The organism is Pseudomonas sp. TWI929 (assembly GCF_039673335.1).
In the GTDB taxonomy this organism is placed as follows: Bacteria; Pseudomonadota; Gammaproteobacteria; order Pseudomonadales; family Pseudomonadaceae; genus Aquipseudomonas.
The window spans coordinates 1-16,764 of record NZ_JBDJLK010000062.1; the positions used below are offsets into that span (position 1 = coordinate 1).

The following is a 16,764-nucleotide window of genomic DNA, read 5'->3' on the forward strand; positions in this document are numbered from 1 at the left end:
CACGCCACCTCCCACAGGCACACCACAGGTTTCAAGCCTTGTGGTATTCCTGTGGGAGCTGGCTTGCCGGCGATAAGGCCGGTTCAGGTTGAATCATTCTTTCTTCTGCAACCGCACCGCCAGCACATCACACGGCGCGCCATGCAGCACGTCATTGGCCGTGGAGCCCAGCAGCAACGCCAGGCCATGGCGGCCATGGCTGCCGACCACGATCAGGTCGCACTTCTGGTCCTTGGCCAGTTGGTGGATTTCCTGGCGCGGTTGGCCGTAGGTCAGGTGCGAATCACCGCGGTGGATGTCTGGGTACTTGTTGAACAGGCGTTCCATACGTTCCTTGGCCTGGTCGAACTGCTGCTGTTGCAGTTGCGACAGGTCCATCGGTACGTCACCGCCAAATGCCATGGCCATTGGCTCGACGATGTGCACCAGCGACACCTTGGCATTCGACGGTGCGGCCAGCGCCATGGCACGTTTGATCACCGGGTCGCATTCTTCGGTCAGGTCGACGGCGACCAACAAATGTTCGTATTGCATGAGCGGTACTCCTGACAATCGCGATAGAAGAAGTATGGTCGCTTTCGGGCGGGTCTTCCGTGAAAAATGGCTAACCAGCTCATTTGCAACGCTTTATGGGATCTACTGATATGACGGTATTGCTGGTGGTGTCAATCCTTGCGCTGATTCTCAGCCCGCTTTCCTGGTTGCGCAGCTCGCGCAAGCAGAGCGAGCAGATGAAGCTGCGCCTAGAGGCGCGGCGCATGGGCCTGGCCATGCAGCTGGCGCCGCAGCAGTGGCCGCACTGGCTGGAAAAGGAGCCACCAAGCCCATGCCCGCAATACCACCGGGCACGCCGCCGTGGGCATGAGGACAGCTTCAGCTTCTGGCAGGTTACCCCGGGGGTTTGGTGGAACCAGTGGCGCGAACCCTGTGAAGATCCCCGCTTCATCGAGGCCTTGGTGCGCTTGCCGGCGAGCGTGTACAAGGTCGAGGCCGATGCGCGAATGATCGCCCTGTACTGGACCGAGCGCGGCGATACGGCTGTGTTGCAGGATGTTGCCTACGTCCTCGAAACCCTGGCCTGACAGGTCACCACGCCTTTAAGGTTGACACCGACCTGTGGGAGCGGGCATGCCCGCGAACACCGGCGCAGCCGGTGCCAGCTACCGCGGTGGATTCTTCGCGGGCACGCCCGCTCCCACAGGGTGGCGCCAAACCCGGTAAATCCTTTCTGAAACGACAAAGCGGCGGCTTGGCCGATCCCCTGAAGGGGTGGGGTGCCAAGTCGCCGCTTTGCGTTCTGCTGCGCAGAAAAGGCCAGGCAGGCCGGGTATTTATTCAAGCAAGTGCCAGTGTAGCCGCCCGGGGGGGCCGCGCAAGCGGAAAGTTGCAGCGTTGCTCCAATCTCTGTGGTCAATCGCTGACATGAATGACCGGCGATCACTGTCATCATGTTTTGTACCAGGACGATACAAAATGACCGGAAAGTCGCGTTTTCGCCGTGCTCGTGAGCATTTGACAACGCCGATCTTTTCGGAGAATGTGTGCACACCCAAATCAAACGGGCGTATGAATTGAGCGTTTGTATGTCATGACGCCAAGCCATACTTCCGACTAGCGCGCTGACGGGTGTGCCTGGGGCAGGGCAGCTAGGCCTGCTCTTGCTGCAGCGATCGGCGTGTACAGTTCAGCTTCCATATCGTGGAGATCAGTTGATGATTTACGAAGGTAAAGCCATCACGGTTAAGGCTCTTGAAAGTGGCATCGTCGAGCTCAAGTTCGACCTCAAGGGTGAGTCCGTCAACAAGTTCAACCGCCTGACCCTGAACGAGCTGCGCCAGGCCGTCGATGCCATTCAGGCCGACGCCTCGGTCAAGGGCGTGATCGTCAGCAGTGGCAAGGACGTGTTCATCGTCGGCGCCGACATCACCGAGTTCGTCGACAACTTCAAGCTGCCCGAGGCCGAACTGGTCGCCGGCAACCTGGAAGCCAACCGCATCTTCAACGCCTTCGAAGACCTCGAAGTGCCGACCGTCGCCGCCATCAACGGCATCGCCCTGGGTGGCGGCCTGGAAATGTGCCTGGCAGCCGACTACCGGGTCATGTCCACCGCGGCCAAGATCGGCCTGCCGGAAGTCAAGCTGGGTATCTACCCGGGCTTTGGCGGTACCGTGCGCCTGCCGCGCCTGATCGGCTCGGACAACGCCATCGAGTGGATTGCCGCCGGTAAGGAAAACCGTGCCGAAGACGCCCTGAAAGTGGGTGCCGTCGACGCCGTGGTCGCCCCTGAGCTGCTGATGGCCGGTGCCCTGGACTTGGTCAAGCGCGCCATCAGCGGTGAGCTGGACTACAAGGCCAAGCGCCAGCCCAAGCTGGAAAAGCTCAAGCTCAACGCCATCGAGCAGATGATGGCCTTCGAGACCGCCAAGGGCTTCGTCGCCGGCCAGGCCGGCCCGAACTACCCGGCCCCGGTCGAAGCCATCAAGACCATCCAGAAGGCCGCCAATTTGGGTCGTGACAAGGCCCTGGAAGTCGAAGCAGCAGGCTTTGCCAAGCTGGCCAAGACTTCGGTCGCAGAAAGCCTGATCGGCCTGTTCCTGAATGACCAGGAGCTCAAGCGCAAAGCCAAGGCCCATGACGAAATCGCTCACGACGTGAAGCAGGCCGCCGTGCTCGGCGCCGGTATCATGGGTGGCGGCATCGCCTACCAGTCGGCGGTCAAGGGCACCCCGATCCTGATGAAGGACATCCGCGAGGAGGCCATCCAGCTAGGCCTGAACGAGGCCTCCAAGTTGCTCGGCAACCGCGTCGAGAAGGGCCGCCTGACCCCGGCCAAGATGGCCGAGGCGCTCAACGCCATTCGCCCGACCCTGTCCTATGGCGATTTCGCCAATGTCGACATCGTCGTCGAAGCCGTGGTCGAGAACCCGAAAGTCAAGCAGGCGGTACTGGCTGAAGTGGAAGGCCAGGTGAAGGACGATGCGATCCTCGCCTCCAACACCTCGACCATCTCCATCAACCTGCTGGCAAAGGCGTTGAAACGCCCGGAAAACTTCGTCGGCATGCACTTCTTCAACCCGGTGCACATGATGCCGCTGGTGGAAGTGATCCGCGGCGAGAAGTCCAGTGAAGTGGCAGTCGCCACCACCGTGGCCTACGCCAAGAAAATGGGCAAGAATCCGATCGTGGTCAACGACTGCCCGGGCTTCCTGGTCAACCGCGTATTGTTCCCGTACTTCGGCGGCTTCGCCAAGCTGGTCAGCGCCGGTGTCGACTTCGTGCGAATCGACAAGGTCATGGAAAAGTTCGGCTGGCCGATGGGCCCGGCGTACCTGATGGACGTGGTCGGCATCGACACCGGCCACCACGGCCGCGACGTGATGGCTGACGGCTTCCCGGACCGCATGAAGGACGATCGCCGCTCGGCTGTCGACGCGCTATATGAGGCCAATCGCCTGGGCCAGAAGAACGGCAAGGGCTTCTACGCCTACGAAACCGACAAGCGCGGCAAGCCGAAGAAGGTTTTCGACGCCACCGTACTGGACGTGCTCAAGCCGATCGTCTTCGAACAGCGTGAAGTTACCGACGAAGACATCATCAACTGGATGATGGTCCCACTGTGCCTGGAGACCGTGCGGTGCCTGGAAGACGGCATCGTCGAAACCGCCGCCGAAGCCGACATGGGCCTGGTCTACGGCATTGGTTTCCCTCCTTTCCGCGGTGGTGCGCTGCGCTACATCGACTCGATCGGTGTCGCCGAATTCGTTGCCCTGGCCGATCAGTACGCCGACCTGGGGCCGCTGTACCACCCGACCGCCAAGCTGCGTGAAATGGCCAAGAACGGCCAGCGCTTCTTCAACTGAGCGGTCAACGAGCTAGAGCGAGAGATTTGATATGAGCCTGAATCCAAGAGACGTGGTGATTGTCGACTTCGGTCGCACGCCAATGGGCCGCTCCAAGGGTGGCATGCACCGTAATACCCGCGCCGAAGACATGTCGGCGCACCTGATCAGCAAGCTGCTGGAGCGTAACGGCAAGGTCGACCCGAAAGAGGTCGAGGATGTGATCTGGGGCTGCGTCAACCAGACCCTGGAGCAGGGCTGGAACATCGCCCGCATGGCCTCGCTGATGACCCAGATCCCGCACACCTCCGCGGCGCAGACCGTCAGCCGCCTGTGCGGCTCGTCGATGAGCGCGCTGCACACCGCCGCCCAGGCCATCATGACCGGTAACGGCGATGTGTTCGTGGTCGGTGGCGTGGAACACATGGGCCATGTCAGCATGATGCACGGCGTCGACCCCAACCCGCACCTGTCCTTGCATGCCGCCAAGGCTTCCGGGATGATGGGCCTGACTGCGGAAATGCTCGGCAAGATGCACGGCATCAGCCGAGAGCAGCAGGACCTGTTCGGCTTGCGTTCGCACCAGCTGGCCCACAAGGCCACGCTTGAAGGCAAGTTCAAGGACGAGATCATCCCGATGCAGGGCTATGACGAGAACGGCTTCCTGAAGGTGTTCGATTTCGACGAAACCATTCGCCCGGAAACCACCCTCGAAGGCCTGGCGTCGCTCAAGCCGGCGTTCAACCCGAAAGGCGGTACCGTCACTGCCGGTACCTCGTCGCAGATCACCGACGGTGCTTCGTGCATGATCGTCATGTCCGGCCAGCGCGCCATGGACCTCGGTATCCAGCCATTGGCGGTCATCCGCTCCATGGCGGTAGCCGGTGTCGACCCTGCGATCATGGGCTATGGCCCGGTGCCGTCGACCCAGAAAGCCCTCAAGCGTGCCGGTTTGACCATGGCCGACATCGACTTCATCGAGCTCAATGAAGCCTTTGCCGCACAGGCCCTGCCGGTGCTGAAAGACTTGAAAGTGCTCGACAAGATGGATGAGAAGGTTAACCTGCACGGCGGCGCCATTGCCTTGGGCCACCCGTTCGGTTGCTCGGGGGCACGGATTTCCGGCACCCTGCTCAACGTCATGAAGCAGAATGGCGGTACTCTGGGGGTGGCGACCATGTGCGTCGGCCTTGGCCAAGGTATCACCACTGTCTTTGAACGCGTCTGATCGCGTAGCGGGACAGCAGCCGGGGCCTTGTGCCCCGGTTTTGTTTTTTTCAGGCTTTATTCAAGAGGGTGTGCAACATGCAGATACAACCAGGCGTATACCGGCATTACAAAGGGCCTGAGTACCGTGTCTTCAGTGTTGCGCGGCACTCCGAGAGCGAAGAGTGGATGGTGTTCTACCAATGCCTGTATGGTGATTACAGCTTCTGGGTGCGGCCACTTTCGATGTTCCAGGAGTCCGTCGAGGTTGACGGCGAGCAGGTGCCACGCTTTGCTTTGGTCAAGGCCGAAGACGGGCTGCCTGGGATGCTGGGCAAGTCGCACAAGTGATCGTCCGAACTTGACCTCACACTTTTGCCACTATATATAGCGGTGCCGCGTCTGGCACCTGACGCGTTTTTCATCTTCAGATTCAGGAATACTCCGATCCATGGGCAAATCGCTGGTCATTGTGGAATCCCCGGCCAAGGCCAAGACCATCAACAAGTACCTGGGTAACCAGTACGTGGTGAAGTCGAGTATCGGCCATATCCGAGACCTCCCCACCAGCGGTTCGGCCAGCGCAAGCAAAGAGCCGGCCGCCAAGCGTGGCAAGGCTGCGGGTGAGGCTCCGGCCCTTTCGCCAAAAGAAAAGGCCCGTCGCCAGCTGGTGGCGCGCATGGGCGTCGACCCGGACCAGGGCTGGAAGGCCAAGTACGAGATCCTGCCTGGCAAGGAAAAGGTGATCGAAGAGCTGCGCCGCCTGGCCAAGGATGCCGACACCATCTATCTCGCAACCGACTTGGACCGCGAAGGGGAAGCCATTGCCTGGCACCTGCGCGAGGCCATCGGCGGCGACGACACCCGCTACAAGCGCGTGGTGTTCAACGAAATTACCAAGAAGGCCATCCAGGAAGCGTTCTCGCAGCCGGGCGAACTGGATATCGACCGGGTCAATGCCCAGCAGGCGCGGCGCTTCCTCGACCGCGTGGTGGGTTACATGGTCTCGCCGCTGCTGTGGGCCAAGATCGCTCGTGGCCTGTCCGCCGGCCGTGTGCAATCGGTGGCGGTGAAGCTGGTGGTGGAGCGCGAGCGCGAAATCCGTGCGTTCATCCCGGAAGAGTACTGGGAAATTCACGCCGACCTCGGCACCGCCAAGAACGCCAAGGTGCGTTTCGAAGTGGCGCGCGAGAAGGGCGAGGCCTTCAAGCCGCTGAACGAAGCCCAGGCCATGGCTGCGCTGGAGAAGCTCAAGGCTTCCAGCTACAGCGTGGTCAAGCGCGAAGACCGCCCGACCAGCAGCAAACCTTCGGCACCGTTCATTACCTCCACCCTGCAGCAGGCGGCCAGTAACCGCCTGGGCTTCGGCGTGAAGAAAACCATGATGATGGCCCAGCGCTTGTACGAAGCGGGCTACATCACCTACATGCGTACCGACTCGACCAACCTGTCGGCCGATGCCCTGGACATGGCGCGCAGCTACATCGAGCGGGAGTTCGGCAAGCAGTACCTGCCTGAGGCGCCGCTGGTATACGGCAGCAAGGAAGGCGCCCAGGAGGCGCACGAAGCGATTCGTCCTTCTGACGTGAATACCCACCCGACCAAGCTCAGCGGCATGGAGCGCGACGCCGAGCGCCTGTACGAGCTGATCTGGCGCCAGTTCCTGGCCTGCCAGATGCCGCCGGCGCAATACCTGTCCACCAGCGTCACCGTGGCGGCTGGCGATTTCGAGCTGCGCGCCAAGGGCCGTATCCTCAAGTTCGACGGTTACACCCGTGTGCTGCCACAGCAGAGCAAGCCGGGCGAAGACGACGTGCTGCCAGAGATGGTCCAGGGTGAAGCGCTGAAGCTGATCCAGATCGACCCGAGCCAGCACTTTACCAAGCCGCCAGCGCGCTTCACCGAAGCCAGCCTGGTCAAGGAAATGGAAAAGCGTGGCATTGGCCGCCCGTCGACCTATGCGGCGATCATTTCCACCATCCAGGACCGTGGCTATGTGACCCTGCACAACCGCCGCTTCTACTCCGAGAAGATGGGCGACATCGTCACTGAGCGCTTGTCCGAGAGCTTCTCCAACCTGATGGACTACGGCTTCACCGCCGACATGGAAGAGAACCTCGACGACGTGGCCCAGGGTGAGCGTGACTGGAAGAACGTGCTCGATGAGTTCTATGGCGACTTCAGCAAGAAGCTGCAAACCGCCGAGTCCAGTGAAGACGGCATGCGCGCCAACCAGCCGACCATGACCAACATTCCGTGCAAGGAATGTGGCCGGCCGATGATGATCCGCACCGCCTCCACCGGTGTATTCCTCGGTTGCTCGGGCTACAGCCTGCCGCCGAAAGAGCGCTGCAAGGCCACCGTCAACCTGGTGCCGGGCGACGAGATTGCCGCTGACGACGAGGGCGAATCGGAATCCCGCGTGCTGTTGGGCAAGCACCGCTGCCCGATCTGCGCCACGGCGATGGACGCCTACCTGCTGGACGAGAAGCACAAGCTTCACATCTGCGGTAACAACCCGGATTGCGCGGGCTACGAGATCGAGGAAGGCAACTACCGCATCAAGGGCTACGAAGGGCCAAGTCTGGAGTGCGACAAGTGCGGTAGCGAGATGCAGCTCAAGACTGGCCGTTTCGGCAAGTTCTTCGGTTGCACCAACGCGGCGTGCAAGAACACCCGCAAGCTGCTCAAGAGCGGCGAGGCGGCGCCACCTAAGATGGACAAGGTGGATATGCCGGAACTCAAGTGCGAGAAGGTCGACGACACCTACGTGCTGCGTGACGGCGCTTCGGGGCTGTTCCTGGCTGCCAGCCAGTTCCCCAAGAACCGCGAAACCCGCGCACCGCTGGTGCTGGAGATCGTGCCGCACAAGCATGAGATTGACCCGAAGTACCACTTCCTGTGCGATGCGCCGCAGAAAGACCCGGACGGCCGCCCGGCGGTGATCCGCTACAGCCGCAAGACCAAGGAGCAGTACGTGCAGTCCGAGGTTGATGGCAAGCCGACCGGCTGGAAGGCGTTCTACGACGGTGGTGCGTGGAAAGTTGAAGACAAGCGCTAATCCTTCAGCGCTGTAATTGGGGCCGCTTCGCGGCCCCAATCATTTATGATGCAGGTACTTGCCTTGCAGCCTAATGGGAGGTCATTCGCAATGGCCCAGGAAACCTACACCCGCACCAACCAGAAACTGTTCTTCGCCGGCCTTGCCCTGGAGTCCATGGCCAAGGCCGAGCAAAGCCAGGCCATGAACGCCCAGGGCCTGGTCCAGGCCGAGCGCGAGTCGGCGCTGTTCCACCTGTACGGCGCGCTGCTGGGCATGTGCCATGAGATCGGCGGCTTCTACCGCCTGCCAGTTGTTGCCACGGTCGAGCAGGCCTTGGCTGACGACGCGCTGAACGGCATCGCCATTCCGGAAGTCGCCGAGCTGCTGGAGCTGGCCCGCCAGCGTGAAACCTGGCTGGCGCAAATGCTCGGTGCTTATGCCGATTTGTTCCGACCACCTGTCGCGAAGAAAACTGCAAAAACCGATGTCACCCAGCCGCTGATCCAGGCCGTCAATCTCGATGAGCCCGAGCATCCTGCGCTGTCGCGGGCCGAGCTGGAGAGCTGGCGCAACAACCTCAAGGGCCTGGTGAGACGTTTCCGCGACGCGTTGAGTGAGTGCTGATAGCCGCTACGGCTGGTACAATGCTTGCCTTTCGCGGAGAACTGCCATTTATGTCTACGTCGTTTCTGGAAATTGTCGAGTTGCCTGATGGCCGCATCGAACTGCGTCGCGCCGAGGATGAAGGCTCTCTGGTAACCTTGGACTTTTCGGAAGACGCCAAGGCGTTCCTGCAGGGCCAGCATGTGGAAGTGGCCAAGGCCATGCTCAGTGTGGGCGTGCAGATGGCTGGTCGCCTGATGGATGGCGAGCTTGAGCGTGATGAAGGTCCGCGCGTGCTGCACTGATTGTGCAGCAGTGCATCAGGCTTATTGAAGTGACAGGCAAAGCCTGAACATCAGCCAAGGCGGATGTTCAGGCTTTGTGCGTTTCCGGCACTGGCAGCGCGTAGCAATTGCTGGCGTGCATTGGCATTGACGTTGCCCAGCCAGCTGACCACAGTGTGGCTGCGGCCCAGGCGCAAGGCTTCGCAGGCCAGTTGCAGCGGACTTTGATTGCCGCGAGGTTGCAGCAGCAGGATGCGTTCACGGTTGAGCCCGGCATCGCGCAGCCAGGCCTGGGTCAGGCTCGACGGCGGGGCGATCAGGGTCAGCCAGCGGGCTTCGTCCTCTTCGCTCAGTTCGCGCAGGACCGGTGCCAGCAGGCTTTGGCAATGCCCGAGGGCGCCGCGCAGCGACAGTTCGCTGAACAGCTCTGGGTGGTTGCTCTTGCGGGCCAGTTCGCTGGCTTTCAGGCCCGGTAGCACGGGTTGGGCGAGGAATGCTTCGAACAGGGGCAACTGGACTTGCTCGGGTGCGTGAATGAACTGCTGCATGACGCCTCCTGGATCAGCGGCGAATGACGCCGACGCTCAAGCCCTCGATCACCAGTTCCTGTTTGTTCAGGTCGACTTCGATGGGGGCGAATTCGGGGTTTTCGGCCAGCAGCCAGACCTTGCTGCCTTCACGCTTGAAGCGCTTGACGGTCACTTCGTCGCCGATGCGGGCCACGACGATCTGGCCGTTGCGGGCTTCGCGGCAGGTGTGTACCGCCAGCAGGTCGCCGTCGAAGATGCCGACGTCCTTCATGCTCATGCCGTGTACGCGCAACAAGTAGTCGGCCTGCGGGTGGAAGAAGGCAGGGTTGATGTTGCAGGATTGCTCGATGTGCTGCTCGGCAAGGATCGGTGCACCGGCAGCAACCCGGCCGATGATCGGCAGGCCGCTTTCTTCGGCTTTGGCTTCCAGGCCGGGGATGCGGATGCCACGGGAGGCGCCAGGGGTCATCTCGATCGCGCCCTTGCGGGCGAGCGCTTTGAGATGCTCCTCGGCGGCATTGGGCGACTTGAAGCCTAGCTCTTGAGCGATTTCGGCGCGGGTTGGCGGGAAGCCATTGTCTTCCAGGCAGCGCTTGATGAACGCGAGAATTTCGGCTTGGCGTGGCGTCAGTTTCAACATGGTGAGCGCTCTGTCTTTTTGTACAGTGACTGGGATTATATACAGTACTGGATGCGCTGCAAGACAAAACCTGCAATAAACAGTAGCAATGGCGCTTGCAGCGGGCCGCTTGGCGCTTTTAAATGGCGACCGCCCGGTCACCGAGCCTTGACAGAAGCAGGGCTGAAACGTATGTTTCAAACACCTGTTTGTCTGGCGGAGTAGTCGGAGTAGTCATGGCCCAATCGGAAACCGTTGAACGCATTCTCGATGCTGCCGAGCAGCTGTTCGCGGAAAGGGGGTTCGCAGAAACCTCGTTGCGGCTGATTACCAGCAAGGCCGGGGTCAACCTGGCGGCGGTCAACTATCACTTCGGCTCCAAGAAGGCCCTGATCCAGGCGGTATTCTCGCGCTTCCTCGGGCCGTTCTGCGCCAGCCTCGAGCGTGAACTGGAGCGGCGCCAGGCCAAGCCTGAGCAAAAAACCAGCCTTGAAGAGCTGCTGGAAATGCTGGTCGAACAGGCGCTGGCCGTGCAGCCACGCAGCAACAACGACCTGTCGATCTTCATGCGTCTGCTGGGGCTGGCCTTCAGCCAGAGCCAGGGCCACCTGCGGCGTTACCTGGAAGACATGTACGGCAAGGTGTTCCGCCGCTACATGCTGCTGGTCAACGAGGCCGCGCCACGTATTCCGCCACTGGAACTGTTCTGGCGCGTGCACTTCATGCTCGGTGCTGCCGCCTTCAGCATGTCGGGTATCAAGGCGCTGCGGGCGATTGCCGAGACCGACTTCGGCATCAATACCTCGATCGAGCAGGTGATGCGCCTGATGGTGCCGTTCCTGGCGGCGGGCATGCGCGCCGACAGTGGTGTTACCGACGACGCCATGGCCACTGCACAACTGCGCCCGCGCAGCAAGACCAGCGCCAGCACCACCACCGCCAAGGCTTGAGAGCTGGGCGGGGCAGGGCGCTTCAGCTAAGCTAGCGCCCATGCCTGACCTTGATTTCCTGCACATTTCCCTCGCCGACCAGTGCCTCTATGGTTTTGCCATGGGGCAGCTGCGTGTGCGCCTTGAAGTGTCCACCGCACGCAATGGCGCCGGTGAGCGCAACGGCTCTGGCTGCACGCCGCGCGGGCTGCACCAAGTGCGCGCACGGATTGGTGCAGGCCTGCCGCTCAATGCCGTGCTGCGTGGGCGGCGCTGGACCGGCGAGGTGTGGTCACCAGCCCTGCACGCGCAGTACCCCGGTCGGGACTGGATCCTCACCCGCATTCTCTGGCTCAGTGGCTGCGAGCCAGGTTTCAACCGCTTGGGTGCGGTTGACACATTCCGCCGCTATATCTACCTGCACGGCACTCCGGATACGGAACCCATGGGTATAGCGTTGTCCCATGGCTGCATACGCCTGCGCAACACCGACTTGCTAAGCCTGTTCGAACGGGTGCCGGGCCATTGCCTGGTGCGCATCGAGCAGGCCGCCTGCCCCCAGTGGGCCTCACTCAGTCTTCAATGAAGGATTACCCATGACCGTCAGCCTGCAAGGCTCCTTGATGGTGGATATCGCCGGTAAATGGCTGACCGCCGAAGACCGTCACCTGCTGCGCCAGCCCGAAGTGGCTGGCCTGATCATCTTTGCCCGCAATATCGACAGCCCGCGCCAGGTACGTGAACTGTGCGCGTCGATCCGCGCCATCCGCCCCGACCTGATTCTGGCGGTAGACCAGGAAGGCGGGCGTGTGCAGCGCTTGCGCCAGGGTTTTGTGCGCCTGCCAGCCATGCGTGCGCTGGCTGACAACGACAACGCCGAGTACCTGGCCGAGCAGTGCGGCTGGTTGATGGCGACCGAGGTGCTGGCGGTTGGCCTGGACCTGAGCTTCGCCCCGGTGCTCGACCTGGACCACCAGCGCAGCGCCGTGGTCGGCAGCCGTGCCTTCGAGGGTGACCCGCTGCGGGCCACGCAACTGGCCGGGGCGTTCATCCGCGGCATGAACGCGGCGGGCATGGCCGCCTGTGGCAAGCACTTCCCGGGGCATGGCTGGGCCGAGGCTGACTCGCATGTGGCCATCCCCACCGATGAGCGCAGCCTTGAGCAGCTGCGCCAGGCCGACCTGGTGCCGTTCACCCGCCTGAGCGGGCAGCTGGCGGCGGTGATGCCGGCGCATGTCATCTACCCGCAGGTAGACAACCAGCCGGCCGGTTTCTCGCGGCGCTGGTTGCAGGATATCCTGCGCGGCGAGCTGGGTTTTGACGGGGTGATCTTCAGTGATGACCTGTCGATGGCCGGTGCGCATGTAGTCGGGGATGCAGCCAGCCGCATCGAGGCGGCGCTGAGCGCGGGCTGTGACATGGGCCTGGTGTGCAACGACCGGGCGGCGGCAGAGCTGGCACTGAGCGCGGCGCAGCGCATGAAGGTCAAGCCCTCGCCGCGGATTGCGCGGATGCGCGGGCAAGGCTTTGCGCGAACCGATTATCGCCAGCAGCCGCGGTGGCTGGAGGCGTTGGGGGCGTTGAAGGAAGCCCAGCTGGTCGATTGACCTTGCCGGCCTCTTCGCCGGCAAGCCAGCTCCCACAGGTGTGATGTAGGCCTGTACTGGCCTCTTCGCGGGCTTGCCCGCTCCCACAAGTGCTGCACAGGCATTGCCAGCGGTGCGATCCCTGTGGGAGCGGGCAAGCCCGCGAAGAGGCCGGTACAGGCGCCAGAGGACTCAGGCTTTAACGCCCTCGTTTCCCAGGCAGCGGCGCAAATAGTGCCTCGATCTCCTCATCCCCCAGCCGCCACTGCCCAGCCTGCCCACCATCCAGCAGGCTTGCCGCCAGCGCGGCTTTCTCCTGCTGCAGCAGCTGGATCTTCTCTTCCACCGTGCCCCGGGTAATCAGCTTGAACACGAACACCGGCTTGTCCTGGCCAATGCGGTAGGCGCGGTCGGTGGCCTGGTTTTCGCTGGCCGGGTTCCACCAGGGGTCGAAGTGGATCACCGTGTCCGCAGCCGTCAGGTTCAAGCCCACGCCACCTGCCTTCAGGCTGATCAGGAACACTTCGCTGTCACCCTGCTGGAACTCCTGCACCGGCGTGCGCCGGTCGCGGGTGTCGCCGGTAAGCAGGCTGTAGCGGATCTTGCGCTTTTCCAGTTCCTGCTCGATCAACGCCAGCATCGAGGTGAACTGCGAGAACAGCAGTACCCGGCGCCCTTCGCTGAGCAGTTCTTCAAGCATTTCCAGCAGTGCGCCCAGCTTGCCTTTGTCGGCCTGGTTGCCTTTGCTTTCCACGCCTTTGACCAGGCGCAGGTCGCAGCACACCTGGCGCAGCTTGAGCAGGGCGTCGAGGATCACGATCTGGCTGCGCGCGGCGCCATTGCGGGCGATTTCGTCGCGGACTTTCTGGTCCATGGCCACTCGCACGGCTTCGTAGGTGTCGCGCTGGGCGTCGCTGAGTTCGACCCAGTGCACCATCTCGGTCTTGGCCGGCAGCTCGGTGGCCACTTGTTCCTTGGTGCGGCGCAGCAGGAACGGGCGGATGCGCGTGACCAGATGGGCCAGGCGCTCGCTGTCGCCGTGGCGCTCGATCGGTGTGCGGTAGTCCTGGTTGAAGCGCTTCAGGTCACCCAGCCAGCCGGGCATGAGGAAATGGAAAATCGACCACAGCTCGCCCAGGTTGTTTTCCATCGGCGTGCCGGTCAGGCACACGCGCTGGGTAGCTTGTAGCTCGCAGACGGCGAGGGCGGCCTTGCTGGTGCTGCTCTTGATGTTCTGCGCCTCGTCCAGCACCAGCACCTGCCAGGCCTGGGTACGCAGGTGTTCAAGGTCGCGCGGTATCAAGGCATAGGTGGTCAGGACCAGGTCGTATTCGTGCAGCTTGGCAAAATGTTTGCTGCGCCCCGGCCCGTGCAATGCCAGCACGCGCAGGTTGGGGGCAAAGCGCTGGGCTTCGTCCAGCCAGTTGGGTATCAGGCTGGTAGGCATCACTGCCAGGGCAGGTGTGCCGAGGCGCCCGGACTCTTTCTCCAGCAGCAGGTGGGCCAAGGCCTGCAGGGTCTTGCCCAGGCCCATGTCGTCGCCGAGGATGCCGCCGGTGCCCATCTCGCGCAGCGCTTGCAGCCAGTTCAGGCCCTGTTGCTGGTAGGGGCGCAAGCTGGCCTGCAGCCCGCTTGGCGGCGCCACTTGCAGGTCGCGGGCATCGCGCAGGCGGCGGCCCAGGTCGCGCACATGCTCGCCACCCTCCCAGTGCAGAGGCAGGCCTTCGATTTCGTTCAGGCGTGCGGCGTCGGCGCGCTCCATGCGCAGGGCCGTGCCAGCGGCGTCTTGGTGCAGGTACAGCTCGCCCAGGGTACCCATGACTGCCTTGATGCGGCCGTAGGGCAGGGCGACGCGCAGGGCTGGGGCGTCCAGGCGGCCGCGGTTGAGGTCGATCAGCAAGTGCTCGTCGTCACTGCGTCGGGCCAGCTCGCTGGGGCGCAGCAGCTCCGGGTTGCTGCGCAGCAGTTGCAGCACGATCGGCAGCAGGCTGTGGCGCTGGCCATCGACCACGATGCCTAGCTCCAGGTCGAACCATTCATGGCCGGGGGCTTCGTCGATGGTGGCGTACCAGTCGTCCACCTCTTGCAGGTTGAAGGCGAAATCGCGGTGGATGTCGATGTCCCACCCGGCCTCGCGCAGGTGCGGCAGGCCTTCGCGGGCAAAGCTTAGCCAGGCTTCGTCGTCTGGCAGCTGAAACATTTCGCCGGCGCTGTCGGGCAGGGCCTTGCTTTGTCGGGTGGCGGCCTTGAAGCCCAGGTCGCGCAACAGCTTGCGCAGCGCCTGCTCGGCTTGCGGCTGGCGGCGGATGCGCTGGCTGGTGTTGTCTACCAGGCGGGTCAGCGGTTTTTCGTCGCTGCCGCTGGCGCGTAAACCGTCATAGTCGAACGCCAGCGCGGCCCGATGCTGCATCTGCCGCTGCATACGCCCGGTCTTGGGCATGTAGGCGCTGAATTCGAGGCTGCCCAGCGTCAGGTGCGGCCTGGGTTGAACACTGTCGATCTCTTCACTGCGTACGCTTGTAGGCGTTGGAACCTGGCGATTCAGCGCATTCAAGCGGTGGCTCAGGGGGATGATCAAGTGCTCGGGCACCGTAGGTGCGCTTGCCAGTTGGCTGGCAATGAACGGATCAAGATCATGTACCAGCTTGCCAGTCATGCCCGTCTGGGTATCGATGTAATAGAGCGGGTCGAGTGGCAGTGCCATGTCATGCATCCGCTCATCATGGTGCCACGCACCACGATAGCTGCCGTTCTCAAGCCTCATCCAGCGAAACTCGGCAGGCAGTGTCGGCCCAGGTGCTAGTGGCAACAGTTGCTCGCCGTAGATCAGTCGCCCACTGGCCAGTGCGAACTCGTACAGCTCTGCGCCTTGCTTTCCTTCCAGCCTCGCGATTGGCATGTTGGAGCTTTTGCCAAGGGCGTCAATCAGTCTGAGGATGCGCAGGTCTTCATCCGTTACATAACGTGGCGTGTAATAGAGCATCTCAGGCAGCGAACTGGCACGGGCCAGCTTCAGCTGGCCATCGGCTTCACAGGTGCCTTTGGATACGCTGAGCGTGCTAAGGCCGTGCTCGTTAACGACCTTGTAGTAGAGCGACGGGCCTTTGCGCTTGGCAGGCTCGGCAGGCTTTGTTGGAGCTTCCAAGGCCTCGACCCAATGGGCGAGTTCAGGGGGGAGGTCCAGGGAGTGCCGGGCTGCGTCAACAGGTGGGTGAGGGGCATCATGGCTGCCTTCGGCGTAATCCGGCCCGCGCTCCAGCAAATAGAGGGCAGCCGCACAATGCTTGCAGTCTTCTCCCACCGGGCATGAGCAACTGCCTTGGCACTCCAGGCCATCTTCAGTCATGTCCAGCGTGATGCGCTGGTAGTAGGTCTGGCCGGCGGAGCCTGCGCACTGGGCGCGGACGGTCATGTCGAGGATGGATACGATTTCGCTTCTGCCTTCCTCGGCATAATCCAGGCCGCGTTGCAGAGACTTGCGGTCAAACGCAAGCGTCCAGCCGTTGTGCGCCCGCACAAAGAACTGCGCATCGCTCTCGCTCACATCACTGCTCCATCATCTCCGGGTCCATCACCGGCATTTTCGGCGTACCCGGTGGTGTCACCTTCAGCAGCACGGCCAGGTGCCCGCCGTCGAGAAAGGTCAGCTGGCCGCCCTTGACGTTGCTGTTGCTCTGCTTGAACTGCTCGCTTTGCAGGACGCTGCCGTTGCCGTCCAGCTGGTTGACCCAGAAGTTGGCCTCGACCGCGATAAAGCGCCCTTCGGCGATGCTCAGGTTGCCTTCGATGGGGAAGTGGCCGAACTGCTCGGCGCCGTCGCCCAATGCAATGCGGCTGGGTTCGCTGCCCACTTGCTGCTGCCAGGCCTTGTGCATCAGCACGGTGTAGTCGGCGGTGGCTTCCAGGCGGGTGACTTCGTCTTCCAGCGCCAGGCGGCGCTCGGCGTCTTTCTCCAGGCGCGGGGCGCCGGCGCTCCAGTCTTCAGGGGCGAACGGGCTGGTGAAGGCGGGCACGCTGTTCTGCCGCACCAGGATCATTTCTACCTGATACAGGCCTTCGGCGAAGGCGGCTGGGGCGAACAGCGCCAGCAGCAGGGTCAGGCAACGGATGGCACGCATGGATCTT

15 protein-coding genes are annotated in these 16,764 nt (G+C 62.5%); 10 read left to right on the forward strand and 5 right to left on the reverse strand.

Annotation, left to right across the window (positions count from 1 at the left end):
- Window positions 1-93: 93 nt before the first annotated feature.
- Window positions 94-534 (reverse strand): universal stress protein, encoded by a 441-nt coding sequence (locus tag ABE456_RS20860; RefSeq protein ID WP_056806485.1) that lies wholly within the window; start codon window positions 532-534, stop codon window positions 94-96.
- A 110-nt stretch (window positions 535-644) separates the two neighbouring features.
- Here ABE456_RS20860 and ABE456_RS20865 point away from each other — a divergent pair, with 110 nt between their 5' ends.
- The 7 genes from ABE456_RS20865 (at window position 645) to ABE456_RS20895 (ending at window position 8,996) form a co-directional block, all read left to right on the forward strand.
- Window positions 645-1,082: a hypothetical protein gene (locus ABE456_RS20865; protein ID WP_346645613.1), complete on the forward strand. Its 438-nt coding sequence runs from the start codon at window positions 645-647 to the stop codon at window positions 1,080-1,082.
- 630 nt (window positions 1,083-1,712) lie between these two features.
- Window positions 1,713-3,860 carry a fatty acid oxidation complex subunit alpha FadB gene (gene fadB / locus ABE456_RS20870; protein ID WP_346645614.1) on the forward strand — a complete coding sequence of 716 codons (2,148 nt, stop codon included), beginning with the start codon at window positions 1,713-1,715 and terminating at the stop codon, window positions 3,858-3,860.
- A 31-nt stretch (window positions 3,861-3,891) separates the two neighbouring features.
- Window positions 3,892-5,067 (forward strand): acetyl-CoA C-acyltransferase FadA, encoded by a 1,176-nt coding sequence (gene fadA / locus ABE456_RS20875; protein ID WP_346645615.1) that lies wholly within the window; start codon window positions 3,892-3,894, stop codon window positions 5,065-5,067.
- Between the two features lie 77 nt (window positions 5,068-5,144).
- Window positions 5,145-5,396 (forward strand): DUF1653 domain-containing protein, encoded by a 252-nt coding sequence (locus ABE456_RS20880; RefSeq protein ID WP_346645616.1) that lies wholly within the window; start codon window positions 5,145-5,147, stop codon window positions 5,394-5,396.
- 100 nt (window positions 5,397-5,496) lie between these two features.
- Complete coding sequence (gene topA, locus ABE456_RS20885) at window positions 5,497-8,106, forward strand: type I DNA topoisomerase (protein WP_346645617.1); 2,610 nt, start codon at window positions 5,497-5,499, stop codon at window positions 8,104-8,106.
- A 90-nt stretch (window positions 8,107-8,196) separates the two neighbouring features.
- Entirely contained in the window at window positions 8,197-8,712 is a 516-nt protein-coding gene (locus ABE456_RS20890) for a DUF6586 family protein (protein ID WP_346645618.1), read from the forward strand.
- A gap of 50 nt (window positions 8,713-8,762) precedes the next feature.
- Window positions 8,763-8,996, forward strand: a complete 234-nt coding sequence (locus ABE456_RS20895; protein ID WP_004376430.1) for a hypothetical protein — start codon at window positions 8,763-8,765, stop codon at window positions 8,994-8,996.
- A 50-nt stretch (window positions 8,997-9,046) separates the two neighbouring features.
- Here ABE456_RS20895 and sulA read toward each other — a convergent pair whose 3' ends face one another.
- Together sulA and lexA are read right to left on the reverse strand one after the other, a co-directional pair.
- Window positions 9,047-9,523, reverse strand: a complete 477-nt coding sequence (gene sulA / locus ABE456_RS20900; protein WP_346645619.1) for an SOS-induced cell division inhibitor SulA — start codon at window positions 9,521-9,523, stop codon at window positions 9,047-9,049.
- A gap of 13 nt (window positions 9,524-9,536) precedes the next feature.
- Window positions 9,537-10,145, reverse strand: coding sequence for a transcriptional repressor LexA (gene lexA / locus ABE456_RS20905; protein ID WP_346645620.1), 609 nt, complete (start codon window positions 10,143-10,145; stop codon window positions 9,537-9,539).
- Between the two features lie 215 nt (window positions 10,146-10,360).
- On the opposite strand from lexA, the gene ABE456_RS20910 reads away from it, so the two are divergent.
- Genes ABE456_RS20910 through nagZ form a run of 3 tightly spaced genes read left to right on the forward strand, consistent with a single transcriptional unit; the run spans window position 10,361 to window position 12,660 of the window.
- Entirely contained in the window at window positions 10,361-11,074 is a 714-nt protein-coding gene (locus ABE456_RS20910) for a TetR/AcrR family transcriptional regulator (protein ID WP_346645621.1), read from the forward strand.
- Between the two features lie 40 nt (window positions 11,075-11,114).
- The gene (locus ABE456_RS20915; RefSeq protein ID WP_346645622.1) at window positions 11,115-11,639 is read left to right on the forward strand and encodes a L,D-transpeptidase; all 525 of its coding nucleotides are present in this window, start codon (window positions 11,115-11,117) and stop codon (window positions 11,637-11,639) included.
- Window positions 11,640-11,661: 22 nt separating this feature from the next.
- The gene (gene nagZ / locus ABE456_RS20920; RefSeq protein WP_172455937.1) at window positions 11,662-12,660 is read left to right on the forward strand and encodes a beta-N-acetylhexosaminidase; all 999 of its coding nucleotides are present in this window, start codon (window positions 11,662-11,664) and stop codon (window positions 12,658-12,660) included.
- A 178-nt stretch (window positions 12,661-12,838) separates the two neighbouring features.
- On the opposite strand, the gene ABE456_RS20925 is transcribed toward nagZ, so the two are convergent.
- Together ABE456_RS20925 and ABE456_RS20930 are read right to left on the reverse strand one after the other, a co-directional pair.
- Window positions 12,839-16,183, reverse strand: coding sequence for a DEAD/DEAH box helicase (locus ABE456_RS20925; RefSeq protein ID WP_346645623.1), 3,345 nt, complete (start codon window positions 16,181-16,183; stop codon window positions 12,839-12,841).
- Window position 16,184: 1 nt separating this feature from the next.
- Window positions 16,185-16,757 carry a CsiV family protein gene (locus tag ABE456_RS20930; protein ID WP_346645624.1) on the reverse strand — a complete coding sequence of 191 codons (573 nt, stop codon included), beginning with the start codon at window positions 16,755-16,757 and terminating at the stop codon, window positions 16,185-16,187.
- Window positions 16,758-16,764 lie beyond the last annotated feature (7 nt).

What these genes read in the sequence shown, in the direction of transcription:
- ABE456_RS20880 (WP_346645616.1), top strand. Translation starts at nt 5,145, where the DNA reads ATGCAGATACAACCAGGCGTATACCGGCATTACAAAGGGCCTGAGTAC.
- fadA (WP_346645615.1), top strand. Translation starts at nt 3,892, where the DNA reads ATGAGCCTGAATCCAAGAGACGTGGTGATTGTCGACTTCGGTCGCACG.
- ABE456_RS20915 (WP_346645622.1), top strand. Translation starts at nt 11,115, where the DNA reads ATGCCTGACCTTGATTTCCTGCACATTTCCCTCGCCGACCAGTGCCTC.
- ABE456_RS20930 (WP_346645624.1), bottom strand. Translation starts at nt 16,757, where the DNA reads ATGCGTGCCATCCGTTGCCTGACCCTGCTGCTGGCGCTGTTCGCCCCA.
- ABE456_RS20860 (WP_056806485.1), bottom strand. Translation starts at nt 534, where the DNA reads ATGCAATACGAACATTTGTTGGTCGCCGTCGACCTGACCGAAGAATGC.
- ABE456_RS20895 (WP_004376430.1), top strand. Translation starts at nt 8,763, where the DNA reads ATGTCTACGTCGTTTCTGGAAATTGTCGAGTTGCCTGATGGCCGCATC.
- fadB (WP_346645614.1), top strand. Translation starts at nt 1,713, where the DNA reads ATGATTTACGAAGGTAAAGCCATCACGGTTAAGGCTCTTGAAAGTGGC.
- ABE456_RS20910 (WP_346645621.1), top strand. Translation starts at nt 10,361, where the DNA reads ATGGCCCAATCGGAAACCGTTGAACGCATTCTCGATGCTGCCGAGCAG.
- ABE456_RS20865 (WP_346645613.1), top strand. Translation starts at nt 645, where the DNA reads ATGACGGTATTGCTGGTGGTGTCAATCCTTGCGCTGATTCTCAGCCCG.
- ABE456_RS20890 (WP_346645618.1), top strand. Translation starts at nt 8,197, where the DNA reads ATGGCCCAGGAAACCTACACCCGCACCAACCAGAAACTGTTCTTCGCC.
- sulA (WP_346645619.1), bottom strand. Translation starts at nt 9,523, where the DNA reads ATGCAGCAGTTCATTCACGCACCCGAGCAAGTCCAGTTGCCCCTGTTC.
- lexA (WP_346645620.1), bottom strand. Translation starts at nt 10,145, where the DNA reads ATGTTGAAACTGACGCCACGCCAAGCCGAAATTCTCGCGTTCATCAAG.
- topA (WP_346645617.1), top strand. Translation starts at nt 5,497, where the DNA reads ATGGGCAAATCGCTGGTCATTGTGGAATCCCCGGCCAAGGCCAAGACC.